Origin of the sequence: Pseudomonas cuatrocienegasensis (genome assembly GCF_900110925.1) — a bacterium.
Taxonomy (GTDB): Bacteria; Pseudomonadota; Gammaproteobacteria; order Pseudomonadales; family Pseudomonadaceae; genus Aquipseudomonas; species Aquipseudomonas cuatrocienegasensis.
Map to the genome: position 1 here is coordinate 25565 of NZ_FOFP01000008.1, position 15278 is coordinate 40842.

General features: G+C 64.2%; 19 protein-coding genes and 1 riboswitch. Of the genes, 3 read left to right on the forward strand and 16 right to left on the reverse strand.

Annotated elements, in window-relative coordinates; all coding sequences use genetic code 11:
• Nucleotides 1–29 precede the first annotated feature (29 nt).
• The 13 genes from BMW49_RS12450 to nrdR form a co-directional block, all read right to left on the reverse strand.
• Nucleotides 30–827: a cobalamin-binding protein gene (locus BMW49_RS12450; protein WP_069519197.1), complete on the reverse strand. Its 798-nt coding sequence runs from the start codon at nt 825–827 to the stop codon at nt 30–32.
• Nucleotides 827–1243 carry an MFS transporter gene (locus BMW49_RS12455; protein ID WP_069519198.1) on the reverse strand — a complete coding sequence of 139 codons (417 nt, stop codon included), beginning with the start codon at nt 1241–1243 and terminating at the stop codon, nt 827–829. The genes BMW49_RS12450 and BMW49_RS12455 overlap by 1 nt, the downstream gene beginning before the upstream one ends.
• Nucleotides 1240–1860 (reverse strand): GTP cyclohydrolase II, encoded by a 621-nt coding sequence (gene ribA / locus BMW49_RS12460; protein ID WP_069519199.1) that lies wholly within the window; start codon nt 1858–1860, stop codon nt 1240–1242. The genes BMW49_RS12455 and ribA overlap by 4 nt, the downstream gene beginning before the upstream one ends.
• A 153-nt stretch (nt 1861–2013) precedes the next feature.
• Complete coding sequence (locus BMW49_RS12465; protein WP_090390956.1) at nt 2014–2634, reverse strand: retropepsin-like aspartic protease family protein; 621 nt, start codon at nt 2632–2634, stop codon at nt 2014–2016.
• Between the two features lie 42 nt (nt 2635–2676).
• Nucleotides 2677–3357 carry an ABC transporter substrate-binding protein gene (locus BMW49_RS12470; protein WP_069519201.1) on the reverse strand — a complete coding sequence of 227 codons (681 nt, stop codon included), beginning with the start codon at nt 3355–3357 and terminating at the stop codon, nt 2677–2679.
• A 62-nt stretch (nt 3358–3419) separates the two neighbouring features.
• A complete protein-coding gene (locus BMW49_RS12475; protein ID WP_069519202.1) occupies nt 3420–3950 on the reverse strand; it encodes a phosphatidylglycerophosphatase A family protein in 531 nt (176 codons plus the stop codon).
• Nucleotides 3943–4908: a thiamine-phosphate kinase gene (gene thiL / locus BMW49_RS12480; protein WP_170829053.1), complete on the reverse strand. Its 966-nt coding sequence runs from the start codon at nt 4906–4908 to the stop codon at nt 3943–3945. The genes BMW49_RS12475 and thiL overlap by 8 nt, the downstream gene beginning before the upstream one ends.
• 5 nt (nt 4909–4913) lie before the next feature.
• Nucleotides 4914–5399, reverse strand: a complete 486-nt coding sequence (nusB, locus tag BMW49_RS12485) for a transcription antitermination factor NusB (RefSeq protein ID WP_069519204.1) — start codon at nt 5397–5399, stop codon at nt 4914–4916.
• Nucleotides 5396–5872, reverse strand: coding sequence for a 6,7-dimethyl-8-ribityllumazine synthase (gene ribH, locus BMW49_RS12490; RefSeq protein ID WP_069519205.1), 477 nt, complete (start codon nt 5870–5872; stop codon nt 5396–5398). Before ribH ends, nusB begins: the two co-directional genes overlap by 4 nt.
• Before the next feature lie 115 nt (nt 5873–5987).
• Complete coding sequence (gene ribBA, locus BMW49_RS12495) at nt 5988–7067, reverse strand: bifunctional 3,4-dihydroxy-2-butanone-4-phosphate synthase/GTP cyclohydrolase II (protein WP_069519206.1); 1080 nt, start codon at nt 7065–7067, stop codon at nt 5988–5990.
• Nucleotides 7068–7079: 12 nt separating this feature from the next.
• Nucleotides 7080–7742 carry a riboflavin synthase gene (locus BMW49_RS12500; protein ID WP_069519207.1) on the reverse strand — a complete coding sequence of 221 codons (663 nt, stop codon included), beginning with the start codon at nt 7740–7742 and terminating at the stop codon, nt 7080–7082.
• Nucleotides 7743–7906: 164 nt separating this feature from the next.
• Nucleotides 7907–8055: riboswitch (FMN riboswitch) on the reverse strand.
• 78 nt (nt 8056–8133) lie between these two features.
• Nucleotides 8134–9249: a bifunctional diaminohydroxyphosphoribosylaminopyrimidine deaminase/5-amino-6-(5-phosphoribosylamino)uracil reductase RibD gene (ribD, locus tag BMW49_RS12505; RefSeq protein ID WP_069519208.1), complete on the reverse strand. Its 1116-nt coding sequence runs from the start codon at nt 9247–9249 to the stop codon at nt 8134–8136.
• Nucleotides 9249–9713, reverse strand: a complete 465-nt coding sequence (nrdR, locus tag BMW49_RS12510; RefSeq protein ID WP_069519209.1) for a transcriptional regulator NrdR — start codon at nt 9711–9713, stop codon at nt 9249–9251. The genes ribD and nrdR overlap by 1 nt, the downstream gene beginning before the upstream one ends.
• A gap of 330 nt (nt 9714–10043) precedes the next feature.
• On the opposite strand from nrdR, the gene BMW49_RS12515 reads away from it, so the two are divergent.
• The 3 genes from BMW49_RS12515 (at nt 10044) to trxA (ending at nt 12173) form a co-directional block, all read left to right on the forward strand.
• Nucleotides 10044–10517 (forward strand): YbaY family lipoprotein, encoded by a 474-nt coding sequence (locus tag BMW49_RS12515; protein ID WP_069519210.1) that lies wholly within the window; start codon nt 10044–10046, stop codon nt 10515–10517.
• Nucleotides 10514–11170, forward strand: coding sequence for a class I SAM-dependent methyltransferase (locus BMW49_RS12520; protein ID WP_069519211.1), 657 nt, complete (start codon nt 10514–10516; stop codon nt 11168–11170). The genes BMW49_RS12515 and BMW49_RS12520 overlap by 4 nt, the downstream gene beginning before the upstream one ends.
• A 130-nt stretch (nt 11171–11300) precedes the next feature.
• Nucleotides 11301–12173: a thioredoxin gene (trxA, locus tag BMW49_RS12525; protein ID WP_069519212.1), complete on the forward strand. Its 873-nt coding sequence runs from the start codon at nt 11301–11303 to the stop codon at nt 12171–12173.
• Nucleotides 12174–12394: 221 nt separating this feature from the next.
• Here the strand turns inward: trxA and BMW49_RS12530 are convergent, their stop codons facing one another.
• The 3 genes from BMW49_RS12530 to BMW49_RS12540 are packed head-to-tail and all read right to left on the reverse strand — an operon-like array spanning nt 12395 to nt 14998.
• On the reverse strand, nt 12395–12538 hold the full coding sequence (locus BMW49_RS12530) for a DUF2474 domain-containing protein (protein WP_069519213.1): 144 nt from the start codon (nt 12536–12538) through the stop codon (nt 12395–12397).
• A gap of 10 nt (nt 12539–12548) precedes the next feature.
• Nucleotides 12549–13556: a cytochrome d ubiquinol oxidase subunit II gene (cydB, locus tag BMW49_RS12535; protein ID WP_069519214.1), complete on the reverse strand. Its 1008-nt coding sequence runs from the start codon at nt 13554–13556 to the stop codon at nt 12549–12551.
• Between the two features lie 2 nt (nt 13557–13558).
• A complete protein-coding gene (locus BMW49_RS12540; RefSeq protein WP_069519215.1) occupies nt 13559–14998 on the reverse strand; it encodes a cytochrome ubiquinol oxidase subunit I in 1440 nt (479 codons plus the stop codon).
• Between the last annotated feature and the right edge of the window lie 280 nt (nt 14999–15278).

The window sequence follows — 15278 nt, forward strand, 5'->3', positions numbered from 1 at the left end:
CTTAAGCGCGGCCTTGTAGTTTTAACGATTTACTCGGCTTCGGCCAACTGTTCACATAACATCTTCACCGCACCTAACATCTGCCAGCTCGGCCGCTCCAGGCCCTTGTCCGGAAGCACCCATAGCTGCTCGCGGGCTGTCGCCGTCATCTGTGGCCAGCGCCGCCAGGCCTCCAGTTGTCGGGCGTCGGCCGCCAGCAGTACCTCGGGGTCGCGCTGCAACACCGCCTCCACACTGACTTGCGGTGCCGGCAGGCTGAGGTCAGCGAACAGGTTCTGCGCGCCACACACCTTGAGCGCATCACTGACGATCTGCTGTCCACCCAGGGTGTACAGCGGTGTATCCCAGACCTGATAGAACACCCGCAAAGGTCGCGCCCGGGCATAACGCGCGCGCAGTTGCTGCACCCGCGCGCGGAAGGCATCGCGCAGGCGCTCACCCTCGACTCGCCGCCCGACCCGCGCGCCAACCAGGGCGAACTGCTCGGCCAGGCTGTCGAGATCGCCCGGTTCCACCACCATCAGTTCCAGCCCCAGGCGCTGCAGTTGCTCGCGCTCGGTGGCACTGACGCTGCTGGGCCAGAGCAGTACCAGGTCCGGCTTGAGGGCTAACAGGGCTTCGATTTGCAACTGACCCCAACGCCCCAACGAGGGCAGGTGCGCCAGGGCAGGCGGCCGTTCGCCACCGTCGAGCACGCCGACCAGCAGGTCATCAGCCTGCAGGTCGAGCATGATTTCACTTAAGGAAGGCGCCAGGCTGACCACCCGCTCGGCCGCCGCCAATGGGACGACCAGGAACAGCAGCAGGCACCCCAGCAGTGTGCGCATCAGCCGAGTTGGCGAGGGATTCGGTACAGGCAGAGCAGGACGATGCTCGACAGCGCCAAGAGCACCAGCGGCACGGCTTCGAGCCCGGCGAACACCGCCACGGCGCCGATCCAGGCTGGCAGCCCGGCACCGAGAAAGGCCTTGCGCCGCTGCTCCGCCAGGGCCAGCCAGGCGGCCGGCTCCTCGGGGCTATCCAGGGCTTTTTCGGTGGCGATCAGGGCACGTTTGTAGGCGCTGAACAGCGGCAGGCTGACGAACATCGAGGCCACGCCGGCAATAAACAACGGCATGCTCAGCACGCCATGCTCAAACGCTGCGCCAAACAGCAGATTGAACAGGAACAGTGGTGCCAGGGTCAGCGCCAACTGACTCCACCAGGCCAGGGCCAGACGCCGACGTACCTGAGCGCGGGTCACAGGCTGCCCTCGGCCTCGCCCTGGTGCAGGCTGCCGAGCATGTGCCCGAGCTTGCCGGCCTTGGTCGCCAGGTACTTTTTGTTGTGTGGGTTATGCTCGATCTGCAGCGGCACGCGCGAAGCCACGGGGATACCCATGTCGGCCAGGGCCTTGACCTTGCGCGGGTTGTTGGTCATCAGCTTGAGCTGGGCGATGCCCAGGTGCTCGAGCATCGGCTGGCAGATCGCGTAATCACGCTGGTCGGCACCAAAGCCCAGGCGCTCGTTGGCCTCCACGGTGTCTGCGCCGCCATCTTGCAATTCGTAGGCGCGGATCTTGTTCAGCAGGCCGATGCCACGGCCTTCCTGACGCAGATAGAGCAACACGCCACGGCCTTCGGCGGCAATCGCGCGCAGGGCGGCCTCGAGCTGAAAACCGCAATCGCAGCGCAGGCTGAACAGCGCGTCGCCGGTCAGGCACTCGGAATGCAGACGCCCAAGGACAGGTGCGCCATCGGCGACATCGCCGAAAGTCAGGGCCACATGCTCCTTGCCCGTGGCCTCTTCAAGAAAGCCATGCATGGTGAACACGCCAAACGGCGTAGGCAGCAGGGACGCGGCGACGAACACAACGGACACCGGATGCTCCTAAGACAGGGAGGAAAATAAGAGCGGCATTGTAACAGCAGCCCCCGCTGCGGGGTCAGCCTGAATTACCGATGATAAGGATCGAGCCAGTGCTAGGGTCTGTTGCCGTTTCGGCGCAAGCCGCGAACAAAACGGCAACAGGCCCTAGAACTTCGACTCGAGCACCAGCACATCCTGCTCGACCCGCCAGCCAACGCGGCTGAGAAAGCTCATGCCGAGCAGCGCTTCGCCCGGCGCACCGCCTTCGAGGACCACGGCCTCGACGCCCAGCACCTCCAGGTCGCCCAGCTTGACGCTGCTAAGGTTGACCCGCCAGCCACGGACCACGCCACCGGCGGTGTTGACCTGCAGCGGCGTGCCCACACTGCGGTAATCGATGCCCAGGCGCCGGGCGTGGGTTTCATTGAGCGCCACCGAGGTTGCCCCGGTGTCGACCAGAAACTGCACCGGCTGGCCATTTGCAGAACCTGCCACCCAGTAATGCCCGCCCACGCCCTTGGCGACGCTCAGGCTGCGCTTGCCTGGCGCGGCGAAGCCTTCGCTGGGCTCGCGACTCAGGGGATACAGACGCTCGACACCATCCACGCGCAGTACTGCGCCTTTGCTGTCGGCGCTGACGACCTGCACACCGCCGGGGCCCGTCTGCCCCACCCGTACCAGCTTGCGCTGGCCATCGACGTTCAGCACGGCTGCGCCCGGAAACAACCCAACCACCAGTACCTGGCTGGCAGCCTGAGCCCAGCCAGCACCTGCTAGCAGGGTCATTAAGCACAGCCGTATCAATCCACGCATCGAATCACACCCCGATCAGTCAAAAGGATAAGGCTCTCCCCAACGGGCAAAAATAGGCCTTAACGCGCCCTGTGGCACCAAGTCATCCATGCGCGCATCGAAATACGCTGCCAGCGCCCGCCCTCGCGGTGTATCGGCAAAGCCAAGGTACAACGGCAAACGCTTGAGGGTGTAGACACGGTAGCGCGAGGCATCCGCTACCCGTGTGAGCAAGTCGTCGATTTCCGGACGCGCATCCACATAGAAATCCGCATGCCGGTAGTTAAGCATGCCGAGAATACCGCCACGCCGCTGAACTTCGCGGAACGCCGTGATACCGGGGAGGTAGTGCTGGTATTGGTAGCCGCGCATCCACACCAGGCGGAAATCGCCCAGCGAGTCCAGCGTGGGTGCCGGTTGTTCGGTCAACCCCAGCGCACTGATCTGGTCATAGTCGTAGGGCCAGCGCGGATAAAACACGCCGCCGCTGATCTCGTCACGATAGGCACCAACCCAGGCATCGGCGGCACCACGCTGCACCAGACCAATCGCGCGGGTGTAGGGCACGCTTTGCATGCGCAGGCGAACCTCGGGCTCGAATACCTTGCGCAACAGATCCCAGGCCAGCCCGCGACCGTCTTCCTCGCTGTAGTCCTCCCACACCTCGCTGGCCAGGCGAATGTCCGCTGGGCGTTCGCCTGCGTGCACGCTTGCCATAAGCGCTAGCAACACCAGTAAGCACCCACACCATGCTCGCACAAGCACCTCTAATGAAGGCTTTAGAAACCCAGGCCAGCGCCCAGGCCGTTGGCCCAGGCCCAGATCACGCCCTGCATCGCCAGCCAGGCGAAAACACCTGCCAGCACATCATCGAGCATGATGCCTACGCCGCCATGCACGTGCCGGTCGATCCAGCGTATCGGCCAGGGTTTGACGATGTCGAACAGGCGGAACATAAGAAAGCCCAGCAGCAACCAGCCCCAACCTTCGGGTACCAGCCACAGGGTGATCCACATACCGACCATTTCGTCCCAGACGATGCCTTCATGGTCGTGCACGCGCAGGTCTTCGGCGACCTTGCCGCACAGCCAGAAGCCGAACAGCATGGTTACCCCGAGCATCAGCCAGTAGCCCCAGTCGGGCAGCATCTGCCACAACGGCACGAACGGCAGCGCGACCAGCGAACCCCAGGTACCGGGCGCCTTGGGCAGGGTGCCGGAGCCGAAGCCAAAAGCGATGAAATGCCAGGGATTGCACCACACCGAAGGGGGCACAAACTCGGCCGGGACTTGCTTGGGGTGATCAGTCACGGGAAGGTCCAAAGTGTTGGTAGCCGCCATGAGACAGCACGAAGGGGGCACCATTGCAGTCGATTACCTGAACGCCACTGCCCGCGACCGCCTGGCCGACCACCTGGATCGGCCAACCGGCCTGTTGCAGTGGCGCCAGCTCGGCAGGTGGCAAGGTGAAAGCCAGCAGATAATCGTCGCCACCGGCCAAGGCACAGGTCAGTGCCTTAGCACCAGCCTGCTCGCGCAGGGCCACGGACAACGGTAGATGTTCGAGTTCGATACGCAGGCCCACAGCACTGGCCTGGGCAATATGCCCGCAGTCGGCGAGCAGGCCATCGGAAATATCCAGCGCCGCCGTGGCCCGGCCGCGCAGAGCCTGACCCAGGTCGAGCTGCGGCATTGGCGACCAATAACGCGCCAGCAGCGCCTCGGCATGCACCCCATCGGCCGCCACCTGCCCCAGCACCAGCGGCAACGCCGCCGCCGCCTCGCCGAGCGCTCCGCCAACACACAGCAGGTCGCCGACCTGAGCACCGGCGCGGGTCAGCGCCTGGCCACGGGGCAGGCGGCCAAATACCGTCAGGGTCAGGCTCAGGGGGCCACGGGTGGTATCGCCGCCGATCAGGCGCAAGCCGCAACGCGCCGCCATACAGTCCAGGCCACGGGCAAACGCCTCCAGCCAGTCGGCATCGGCCGCCGGCAAGGTGATCGCAAGGGTAAAACCGAGGGGCGCCGCGCCCATGGCGGCCAGATCGCTGGCCGACACGCCCAGCGCACGCTGACCGAGCAGGAAAGGATCGGCCTGCTCGGGAAAATGCACGCCCACCACCAGGGTATCGGTGGACACGGCCAGTTGCTCGTCGCCGGCGAGTTCGAGCAGCGCACAATCATCGCCAATGCCCAGCGCCACACCCGCCGCCCCCTGCGCACAGGACGCGGCGGCGAAGTAGCGGCGAATCAGCTCGAACTCACCCAACGGCATCAGCGCTTGAACGCGCGAACTTCTTCGGCCCGCAGTTGCGGTGCCAGCTTGTCCAGTACGCCGTTGACGAACTTGTGCCCGTCGGTGGCGCCGAAGACCTTGGCCAGCTCGATACCTTCGTTGATCACCACGCGGTACGGCACGTCGATGCGCTGCTTCAGCTCGAAGGTCGACAGGCGCAGGATTGACAGCTCGACCGGGTCGATCTCGGCCAGCGGACGGTCGAGCAGTGGCTCGAAGGCGCCGTCGATGTCGCTTTTGTTGCGCGCCACGCCGTAGAGAATCTCGTGGAAGTAGGCGCCGTCGACCTTGTCGAAGTCATTGTCGACGCGGAACTGCGCTTCCAGCTCGTTCAGGCTCTGCCCGGCCATGTGCCAGGAGTACAGCGCCTGCATGGCCAGGGTGCGCGCCTCGCGACGCGCCAGGGTCTTGGCGCTGGGGCCTTTCTTGGCAGGTTGCGGCTGCTTGCCGTCGGCTTGGCTCACTTGGCCTCCAACTGCGCCAGCAGGCTGACCATTTCCAGAGCCGACAGCGCAGCTTCGGCGCCTTTGTTGCCGGCTTTGGTGCCGGAACGCTCAATGGCCTGCTCGATCGAGTCGACGGTCAACACGCCGAATGCAACCGGTACGCCGAACTCCATGGAAACCTGGGCCAGGCCCTTGGTGCACTCACCGGCAACGTACTCGAAATGCGGAGTGCCGCCACGGATCACCGCGCCCAGGGCGATGATCGCGTCGAAGTCGCCACGCTGCGCGACCTTTTGCGCCACCAGCGGAATCTCGAAGGCACCCGGCGCGCGGATGATGGTGATGTCGTTCTCGCTCACACCGTGGCGTACCAGGGCATCGACGGCGCCGCTGACCAGGCTTTCGACGACGAAGCTGTTAAAGCGGCCGACCACCAGGGCAAAGCGGCCTTTGGGGGCGATGAAGGTACCTTCGATGGTCTTCAGGGTCATTTCGAGTTCTCGCAGTGTGTAAAGAGCCAGGGCGCTGGGCACCCCGAAATAAGCATTCTGTCTGTCGCCAGGCCCGCCCTTGATGGGTCAGGCCTGTGCCGACCGTGGTCGGCTGTCAATCAGCGGGCAAGTATTCTACAACTTCCAGGTCGAAGCCGGATATCGCGTTGAACTTCATCGGCGAACTCATCAGGCGCATCTTGCGCACACCGAGGTCGCGCAGAATCTGCGAACCGGCACCCACGGTGCTGTAAGTCGCCGGATTGGACGGCTGCTGACGACCGAGCAGGGCCAGCAGCTCCGGGCCGGTGAGCGGGTTGCCGAGCAGCAGCACCACGCCGCTGCCGGCTTTCGCCACCTCGGCCATGGCCGCGCGCATGCTCCAGCGCCCCGGCTGGTTGACCAGAAACAGGTCACGCAGCGGGTCCATATTGTGCACCCGTACCAGGGTCGGTTCTTCGGCACAGACCGTGCCCAGGGTCAGGGCCATGTGCGCGGTGTTTTCCACCGCATCGCGGTAGGTGACCAGGTTGAACTGGCCCAGCTCGGTGTCCAGGGGCTGCTCGCTGACACGCTCGACCGTTCGCTCGTGGATCAGCCGGTAGTGGATCAGGTCGGCGATGGTGCCGATCTTCAGGCCATGCAGCTCGGCAAAGGCTTCCAGCTCCGGGCGACGGGCCATGGTGCCGTCGTCGTTCATGATCTCGCAGATCACCCCACTCGGCTCAAACCCACCCATGCGCGCCAGGTCGCAGGCTGCCTCGGTGTGGCCGGCACGGGCCAGCACGCCACCGGCCTGGGCCATCAACGGGAAGATATGCCCAGGGCTGACGATATCGTCGGCCACGGCACCTTTGGCCACGGCGGCCTGCACGGTGCGCGCACGGTCAGCGGCGGAAATACCGGTGGTGACGCCTTCGGCGGCCTCGATGGACACGGTGAACTTGGTACCAAAACCGGAGCCGTTACGCGGTGCCATCAGCGGCAGCTTGAGCAGTTCGCAGCGCTCGCGGGTCATCGGCATGCAGATCAGGCCACGGGCGAAGCGCGCCATGAAATTGATGTGCTCGGCGGTCACGCATTCCGAGGCGATGATGATGTCGCCTTCGTTCTCGCGGTCTTCGTCATCCATCAGGATGACCATCTTGCCAGCGCGGATGTCTTCGATCAGTTCTTCAGCGGTGTTGAGTGCCATCGGGCAGTGTCCTTAATTCTTCAGGTAGCCGTGTTCGGCGAGAAAACCTTCGGTCAGGCTGGAAGCCTTGGGTTCTGCGGCCTTGTCACCGAGCAGCAGGCGCTCCAGGTAACGCGCCAGCAGGTCGACCTCAAGGTTGACCTTATGCCCGGGGCGGTAGTCGAGCATGATGGTTTCGGCCAGGGTATGCGGCACGATGGTCAGCTCGAATTCCGCACCATTCACCGCGTTGACCGTCAGGCTGGTGCCGTCGACGGTGATCGAGCCTTTGTGCGCGATGTACTTGGCCAGCTCCTTCGGCGCACGCACGGTGAACTGCCAGGCGCGGGCGTTTTCCGCCAGGGCGACGATCTCGCCGACACCGTCGACATGGCCGCTGACCAGGTGGCCGCCAAGGCGGCTGGTCGGCGTCAGGGCCTTTTCCAGGTTGACCTTGCTGCCCGTCTTGAGGTCGACGAAGGCGGTGCGCGCCAGGGTCTCGCGGCTGACATCGGCCCAGAAGCCATCGCCCGGCAGCTCGACTGCGGTCAGGCACACGCCATTCACGGCGATGCTGTCGCCGAGCTTGACGTCGCCCAGGTCGAGCTTGCCGGTGGCGACATAGAGGCGCCAATCGCCGCCTTTGGGGGTGATCGCGCGGATGCTGCCGATAGACTCGATTATGCCGGTGAACATGGCGCCTCCGCGGACAAAGCCCGGCCGCCGGGCACGCGCAAGCGGCCTACGGCAGAAAGGGAATACTGATGGGACATCGTTCGAACTCCTGTTTAATGAAAAACAGGGCGTGTTGGATCGATAGGGATCATTCCGGCAGGCAAGCGCAGGCCGGGGTCTACAAATCCCGCTCTCTCTTTATCCGGACTGTAACCGTCGGCCCCGGGATCACACCGGGTCTGCTGACCTTGCCAGCGTGGCAAGCGCTCGCGGGCTAGACGCATTGCGCGTCATTACCGCCGGTGGGGAATTGCGCCCCGCCCTGAGAACGTTGTGGCCACCGCAGTGGCCGGTAAGCGTTTTACCACATTTGCCCGCTGGCTGTACCGCACGGCAGACGCTGACCCAGCAGTCAGCTCGGCGACGGCACGGCGATGATGCGCCAGTCGTCACCCACCGCGCGCATGTCGACGATGGTCAACTCAGGCGCTTCAGCCATGCGCGCCAGCGGCAGGTCGAGCAGCGGTCGCGCACTGGAGCCGAGAAACTTCGGCGCCATAAACAACTGGTACTCATCGACCAGCCGCTGCCGCGCAAAAGCCCCGGCCAAACGCGGCCCGGCCTCCACCAGCACTTCATTGGCACCACGCCGCGCCAGCTCCAGCAGCAGCTTGCGCAGGTCAACATGCCCATTGCTGCTGGCCACGGCCAATAGTTCGTGTCCATCGTCGGCATAGCGATCACGCGAGGCGGCCGCCGCACAGGTCGCCACCAGGGCCGGGCCGGCCTGGAAGAACGCCGCGCTCAGCGGCACGCGCAGACGGCCATCGACCAGCACGCGCTGGGGCGGCCGGCTGGCGGCGAGAAAACTCAATTCGGGGTTCAGACCCAACTCATCGGGGCGCACGGTCAAGCGGGCATTATCAGCCATCACGGTGTCCGCACCGCTGAGCACTACGCTGGAGCGCGCACGCAAACGCTGCACGGCGGCGCGGGCGGCAGGGCCGGTAATCCACTGGCTTTCGCCGCTGGCCATGGCGGTGCGCCCGTCCAGGCTCATCGCCAACTTGACCCGCACAAACGGCAGGCCCTGCTCCATACGCTTGATAAAACCAGGGTTGAGTGCCCGCGCTTCGGCTTCGAGCACCCCGCTCTGCACCGCAATGCCGGCGTGCATCAGGCGCAGCAGGCCGTTACCGGCCACCTCGGGATTGGGGTCCTGCATGGCCGCGACCACCCGGGTGATGCCGGCGGCGACCAGTGCATCGGCGCAGGGCGGCGTGCGGCCATGGTGGCTGCAGGGTTCCAGGGTGACGTAGGCGGTGGCGCCACGGGCCTTGTCGCCGGCATGGCGCAGGGCATGCACCTCGGCGTGGGGCTCGCCGGCGCGCACATGCCAGCCTTCACCGACAATCTCCCCGTCGCGCACGATGACGCAGCCGACGCGGGGGTTGGGGTGGGTGGAGTACAGCCCCTTGCGCGCCAATTCCAGGGCGCGCGCCATAAAGGCGTGGTCGTTACCGCCCATCAGGATTGCGCAGGTTCGCGGGACAACCGGTCGATTTCCTCGCGGAACTCGTTAAGGTCCTGGAAGCGCCTGTAGACCGAGGCGAAGCGAATATAGGCCACCTCATCAAGCTTCTGCAGCTCGGTCATCACCAGCTCACCGAGCACCAGCGACTTGATCTCGCGCTCACCGGTAGCACGCAGCTTGTGCTTGATGTGGGCGATGGCCGCTTCCAGGCGCTCGATGCTCACCGGGCGTTTTTCCAGGGCCCGCTGCATGCCGGCGCGCAGCTTGTCCTCATCGAACGGCTGGCGGCTGCCGTCCTGCTTGATCAAGCGGGGCATCACCAGCTCAGCGGTCTCGAAGGTGGTGAAGCGTTCACCACAGGCCAGGCACTCGCGCCGACGGCGCACCTGCTCGCCCTCGGCGACCAGCCGGGAGTCGATCACCTTGGTATCATTGGCAGCGCAGAAAGGACAGTGCATAGGAAAGCGAGGCCAGAAAGTTCGAGGCGCCATGTTAGGGTCTGTTCCCGTTTCGTCGCAAGCCGCGAACGAAACGGCAACAGACCCTAGGAGCCTGCCGGACTTAACACTGTTCTACTGCGGGAAAGCCGAATTTGGCCATTTTTGCTGCTTTCCCTCGTTAAATATCTCGCTATTCGCCTCGGTAAAGCAGCAAAACTGTCGCAAACCGATCTTTCCCTCGCTACGAACGGTCAAGCCCGACAGGCTCCTAGCGCATCCCACCGGCAAGACAAGCCAGCGCCTTTGCGGTATACAGGCGCGCGCACCCATTGAGAACACGGCCTGCCCATGCTCATCGACCTGAACACCTTTCGCCCCGCCCTGCGCGCCCTTGCCTTGATCGGTTTTGGCGCCACGCTGCTGGCCTGCTCCAGCGAGCCGTCGCAGCCGCAGCCCCCTACCGCGCCAACCGCACCTCCCGCGGCCCCGGCGCCAGCCGAGGTGGAAACCGACTACCGCCACGCCCTTAGCGGCCAATTGCTGGATGTGCCGGCCAATGCGGTGGTCGAACTGGCGCTGCTGCAGGTTGACGAACGCGGTCGCCCCCAGGGCCTGCTGGGTAATATCCAGGTGCGCAGCAACGGCGCCGCCCTGCCCTTTCGCCTGCCGTTCAACCCGCAGGCAGTGAAGGCCGAGCGGCGCGTCGAGCTGCACGGCCGTGCCCATCTCGATGGCCGTTTGATTCTGCGTCTGACGCCGCAAACCATCACTGGTACCGACAGCCAGGACCTCGGCGCCCTGCGCCTGGTCAGCGCCCCATGACGCCACCCGGCGCCCTGCAAACGGCGCTGGGCAAGCTGCTTGGCGATGCCCGTTTGAGCGCCACGGCGCTGCCGGGCACCGATCTGCAGCTGTGGCTGATCGATGCGGCGAATATGGACCGCGCGTTCAACCCCGAAGAAACCCGACGCATCCTCGAGGAGCCGCCCTACTGGTGCTTCTGCTGGGCCAGTGGCCTGGTGTTGGCGCGCTGGCTGGCGGCCCATCCCGAGTGGGTGCGCAGCAAGCGTGTGCTGGATTTTGGCGCCGGTTCAGGGGTGGCCGCCATCGCCGCGGCCAAGGCAGGGGCGCTGGGAGTGGTGGCCTGTGACCTCGACCCGCTGGCCCTCGACGCCTGCCGGGCGAATGCCGAACTGAATGGGGTGAGTCTGAGTTATTCGGCAGACTTTTTCGCCGAAGCCGACCGCTTCGATCTAATCCTGGTGGCCGATGTGCTCTACGACCGCGCCAATCTGCCACTGCTCGACCAGTTCCTCAGCCGCGGCCGCGAAGCCCTGGTGGCCGACTCACGGGTACGTGATTTCCGCCACCCGCTGTATCGCCAGTTGGCCATGCACGAGGCCAGTACCTGGCCGGATCTGGCCGAGCCTGCCGAATTTCGCCATGTGAGCCTGTACCATGCGAGGCGCGGCTGACGGCGACCTTGTTTTCGCCGCCGAGCACCCGCACTTATAGTGATAGGGTCTGTTGCCATTTCGTCGCGAGCCGCGAGCCGCGAGCGCAACCGGAACAGCCCCCAAGACTTTTCGCCCAACGAGACCGACCATGAGCGACTCCCCCTATATCTTCAACGTCAGCGGCGCCGCTCAGTTCGAGCAGCTGGTGATCGAGAACTCCTTCCACAAGCCGGTGCTGGTGGATTTCTGGGCCGAATGGTGTGCGCCGTGCAAGGCGCTGATGCCGATCCTGGCGCAGATCACCGAGGGCTATCAAGGCGAGCTGCTGCTGGCCAAGGTCGACTGCGACGTGGAGCAGGACATAGTCGCGCGCTTCGGTATTCGCAGTCTGCCGACCGTGGTGCTGTTCAAGGATGGCCAGCCGGTCGACGGCTTCTCCGGCGCGCAGCCCGAGTCAGCGATCCGCGCCCTGCTGCAACCCCATGTCGCCGAGCCGCCGGCACCGCAAGCCGACCTGCTGGAAGCGGCCAAAGCGCTGTACGCCGAGGGCCGCAGTGGCGATGCCGAACAGCTGCTGACCCAGTTGCTCGGCGAGAACAGTGACAACCCATCGGCGCTGATCCTCTACGCCCGCTGCCTGGCCGAACGCGGCGAGCTGGACGAAGCCGAACGGGTGCTGGGCGCAGTGAGCGGCGACGAACACAAGCAGGCCCTGGCCGGTGCGCGGGCGCAACTGACCTTCCTGCGCCAGGCCGCCGACCTGCCGGAAGTCGCCAGCCTGAAAACGCGCCTGGCGCAGCAGCCAGAAGATGATGAAGCGACCTACCAACTGGCCGTGCAGCAACTCGCCCGCCAACAGTACGACGCCGCCTTGGACGGCCTGCTGCGCCTGTTCGTGCGCAACCGCAGCTACGCCGACGGCCTGCCGCACAAAACCCTGCTGCAGGTCTTCGAGCTGCTGGGCAATGACCACCCGCTGGTGACCCAGTATCGTCGGCGACTGTACCAGGCGATTTATTAAGCGGGGGCTGCGCTAAAACGCAGACCTGTTGCGCCCCTGTAGGAGCGAATTTATTCGCGATGGCGTCGCGAAAGCATCGCGAATAAAGGCTGGGCGCCCCCTTCGCTCCTACAACAAGCCCGCCAACCGAGTCATTGATATTCCATTACACTGTAATCAATAAAAAACGCCGCGACCCCATGAAGGAATCGCGGCGTTTTTCGTTCAGCGGCAGAGGCGACTCAGGGCGTGCCCATACCCGCGGCCTGCATAAACTGGCGCAGCAGCCAGGACACCAGCCCCAGCGCCAACACACTGCCGGTCCAGATCAGCACCAGCCAACCCAAGCGCTGCCAAAACGGTTTTTTCTCGGTGTGCTCGTCCATTACGAAGCCCTCAATGGTAGCCGTCTTCTTCCGTCACCTTGCCGCGGAACACGTAGTAGCTCCAGGCGGTGTACATCAGGATGAAGGGGATGATCAGCAGCGCACCAACCAGCATAAAGCCCTGGCTCTGCGGTGGCGCCGAGGCCTCCCAGATGGTCACTGACGGCGGGATGATGTACGGCCACAGGCTGATGCCCAAACCGCTGTAGCCGAGGAAGATCAGCACCAGGGTGAGGATAAACGGGCTGATATTGGCGTTGCGTGCGATGGCGCGCAGCAACGCCCAGGTCGCCAGCAACACCAGCACCGGCACCGGCATAAACAGCAGCAGGTTGGGCATGCTGAACCAGCGCTCGGCAATCGGGCTGTGGGCCAGCGGCGTCCACAGGCTTACCAGCGCGGTAACGCCGAGCACCACGAACACCAGCGGTCGGGCCAGGTCGTGCATCTGCTGTTGCAGGCGGCCTTCGGTTTTCATGATCAGCCAGGTACAGCCGAGCAGCGCATAGGCGGCGATCAACGCCACGCCGCAGAACAGCGAGAACGGGGTAAACCAGTCGAAGGCGCCGCCGACAAACTTGCGCTCGACCACCTGAAAGCCATCGATAAAGGCACCCAGCGCCACCCCCTGGAAGAAGGTCGCAGTCAGCGAGCCGCCGATAAACGCCTTGTCCCACAGGTGGCGCTTCTCGGCCTTGGCCTTGAAGCGGAACTCGAAGGCCACGCCACGGAAGATCAGCCCCAGCAGCATGAAGATCAGCGGCAGATAAAGCGCGCTAAGCACCACCGAGTAGGCCAGGGGGAAGGCGCCAAACAGACCGGCACCGCCGAGTACCAGCCAGGTTTCGTTACCGTCCCAGACCGGCGCCACGGTGTTCATCATCACATCGCGCTCGCGCTCGCTTTTGACGAACGGGAAGAGGATGCCAATGCCCAGGTCGAAGCCATCCATTACCACGTACATCATGATGCTGAAGATAATGATGACGGCCCAGATAAACGGCAGATCAATGCCCATATTCAATTCCTCTCGCCCAGGTCGTCGCTTTGACCTTCTTCGAAGCTTTCATCGGCCGCCGACAGCGGCCGCGCCGGGGTACGCTTCTGGCCGGGGCCACCGGCGCCTTCTTCCTTGCCTTCGTTGATCACCGGGCCTTTGCGCACCAGACGCATCACGTAGCTGATACCGGCGCCAAACAGGGCGAAGTAGACCACCACGAACAACGCCAGGGTCAGGCTCATCTGCGCAAAGCTGTGCCCGGACGAGGCATCGGCGGTGCGCATCAGGCCGTGGACGATCCACGGCTGGCGACCGATTTCCGTGGTGTACCAGCCGGCGAGAATCGCGATCACCCCCGACGGGCCCATCCACAGTGCCATATAGAGGAACGCGCGGTTCTCGTAGAGGCGCCCGCGCATGCGCAGCCACAGGCTCCACAGGCCGGTCAGAATCATCAGCATGCCCAGCGCCACCATCACCCGGAAGGTCCAGAAGACGATGGTCGAGTTGGGCCGGTCTTCCTTGGCGAACTCTTTGAGCGCCGGCACTTGCTTGTCCAGGCTGTGGGTCAGGATCAGGCTGCCCAGGGCCGGAATTTCGATCTTGAAGCGGGTCTCTTCGCGCTCCATGTCCGGCCAGCCGAAGAGGATCAGCGGGGTCGGCTCGTCGCCGACGTTTTCCCAGTGACCTTCGATCGCGGCGATTTTCGCCGGCTGGTACTTGAGCGTATTGAGGCCGTGGAAGTCGCCGATCACCGCTTGCACTGGCGCTACCAACAGAGCCATCCACATGGCCATCGACAGCATCTTGCGGATCGCCGGGTTGTCGCGCCCGCGCAGCAGGTGCCAGGCCGCCGAGGCGCCGACGAAGAATGCCGTGGCGAGGAACGCCGCCGTGGCCATGTGCGCCAGGCGATACGGGAACGAGGGGTTGAACACCACCGCAAACCAGTCGGTGGGGATCACTCGCCCATCGATGATCTCGAAGCCCTGAGGCGTGTGCATCCAGCTGTTGGAGGCGAGAATCCAGAACGTCGAGATCAGCGTGCCGACGGCCACCATCACCGTGGAGAAGAAGTGCAGGCCAGGCCCTACGCGGTTCCAGCCGAACAGCATGACGCCGAGAAAGCCCGCTTCGAGGAAGAAGGCGGTGAGCACTTCATAGGTCAGCAGCGGCCCGGTGACCGCGCCGGCAAAATCGGAGAACGCGCTCCAGTTGGTGCCGAACTGGTAGGCCATGACCAGGCCAGAGACCACGCCCATGCCGAAGTTCACCGCGAAGATTTTCGCCCAGAAGTGGTAGAGGTCGCGGTACACCTCTTCGCGGGTTTTCAGCCACAGGCCTTCGAGCACAGCCAGGTAGCTGGCCAGACCGATGGTGATGGCAGGGAAAACGATGTGAAACGAGATGGTGAAGGCGAACTGGATTCGTGCCAGGTCTAACGCCTCTAAGCCGAACATAGAGCATCCTCGTTCAGGTTAATTCGGAGCACAGCCATGTGCACGCTCCGGGAATTGGAGCGCAATCGGATTCAATTGTTCTTGTTTTTTACAATCGACAGGGGACACCAAGGGGTGCCCCACAGCATGAACAGTCACTGCGCTGACTGATCTGGATCAATCATAAGCAAATGATACGGCGCACAGACCGCACCAACGCTGTGGTCATTTGTCGCGCGAATGCCAGCACGCCCTGCTTCCGTACCGAGGAAAATGATAGGCTGCTACCTACTTGCCCCTA

What these genes read in the sequence shown, in the direction of transcription:
- BMW49_RS12450 (WP_069519197.1), bottom strand. Translation starts at nt 827, where the DNA reads ATGCGCACACTGCTGGGGTGCCTGCTGCTGTTCCTGGTCGTCCCATTG.
- BMW49_RS12465 (WP_090390956.1), bottom strand. Translation starts at nt 2,634, where the DNA reads ATGACCCTGCTAGCAGGTGCTGGCTGGGCTCAGGCTGCCAGCCAGGTA.
- BMW49_RS12470 (WP_069519201.1), bottom strand. Translation starts at nt 3,357, where the DNA reads ATGGCAAGCGTGCACGCAGGCGAACGCCCAGCGGACATTCGCCTGGCC.
- ribH (WP_069519205.1), bottom strand. Translation starts at nt 5,872, where the DNA reads ATGACCCTGAAGACCATCGAAGGTACCTTCATCGCCCCCAAAGGCCGC.
- ribBA (WP_069519206.1), bottom strand. Translation starts at nt 7,067, where the DNA reads ATGGCACTCAACACCGCTGAAGAACTGATCGAAGACATCCGCGCTGGC.
- BMW49_RS12500 (WP_069519207.1), bottom strand. Translation starts at nt 7,742, where the DNA reads ATGTTCACCGGCATAATCGAGTCTATCGGCAGCATCCGCGCGATCACC.
- ribD (WP_069519208.1), bottom strand. Translation starts at nt 9,249, where the DNA reads ATGGGCGGTAACGACCACGCCTTTATGGCGCGCGCCCTGGAATTGGCG.
- nrdR (WP_069519209.1), bottom strand. Translation starts at nt 9,713, where the DNA reads ATGCACTGTCCTTTCTGCGCTGCCAATGATACCAAGGTGATCGACTCC.
- BMW49_RS12515 (WP_069519210.1), top strand. Translation starts at nt 10,044, where the DNA reads ATGCTCATCGACCTGAACACCTTTCGCCCCGCCCTGCGCGCCCTTGCC.
- BMW49_RS12520 (WP_069519211.1), top strand. Translation starts at nt 10,514, where the DNA reads ATGACGCCACCCGGCGCCCTGCAAACGGCGCTGGGCAAGCTGCTTGGC.
- trxA (WP_069519212.1), top strand. Translation starts at nt 11,301, where the DNA reads ATGAGCGACTCCCCCTATATCTTCAACGTCAGCGGCGCCGCTCAGTTC.
- BMW49_RS12530 (WP_069519213.1), bottom strand. Translation starts at nt 12,538, where the DNA reads ATGGACGAGCACACCGAGAAAAAACCGTTTTGGCAGCGCTTGGGTTGG.
- cydB (WP_069519214.1), bottom strand. Translation starts at nt 13,556, where the DNA reads ATGGGCATTGATCTGCCGTTTATCTGGGCCGTCATCATTATCTTCAGC.
- BMW49_RS12540 (WP_069519215.1), bottom strand. Translation starts at nt 14,998, where the DNA reads ATGTTCGGCTTAGAGGCGTTAGACCTGGCACGAATCCAGTTCGCCTTC.